This is a genomic window from Cryobacterium sp. 10I1, from assembly GCF_035019805.1.
Lineage (GTDB): Bacteria > Actinomycetota > Actinomycetes > Actinomycetales > Microbacteriaceae > Cryobacterium > Cryobacterium glucosi.
In genome coordinates this window covers 1-310 of the sequence record NZ_JASJVF010000622.1, presented here as the reverse complement: position 1 = coordinate 310, position 310 = coordinate 1, and the positions used below count along the sequence as shown (strand labels likewise).

Sequence of the window (310 nt, the reverse complement as noted above, 5' to 3'; positions counted from 1 at the left end):
TGGCATGCACGCTGTCGCGCAGCGCTTCCTGCTCGGCCTCGCGAGTCCCCTGCTTGGTGCGCCGCTCCGTGGTGGCCGCGGCGTTGGCGTCGAGGGACTCCCGGAGCCGGTCGAGCTCCGCGGTCACCTCGAGGACCGCCCGCCCGTACTTGTCGAAGTCGGACTGCTCGCGGCGGGGGCCGACAGCCTGCCGCTTGAGCATCACCTGCGCATAGGCTCGGTAGTGCTGCAGGAACCCGTGCACCGCCTTCTGGGCGGCGGCAAGTTGCTGCACCTCGTCGCGTTCCTCGTCGAGTGAGCGCATTCCGTC

At 70.3% G+C, this 310-nt stretch carries 1 protein-coding gene; it reads right to left on the bottom strand.

What is annotated here, in order from left to right; genetic code table 11:
• A partial coding sequence (locus QN345_RS20050; protein WP_323509243.1) for a hypothetical protein occupies positions 1 to 310 on the bottom strand: 310 nt, incomplete at both ends.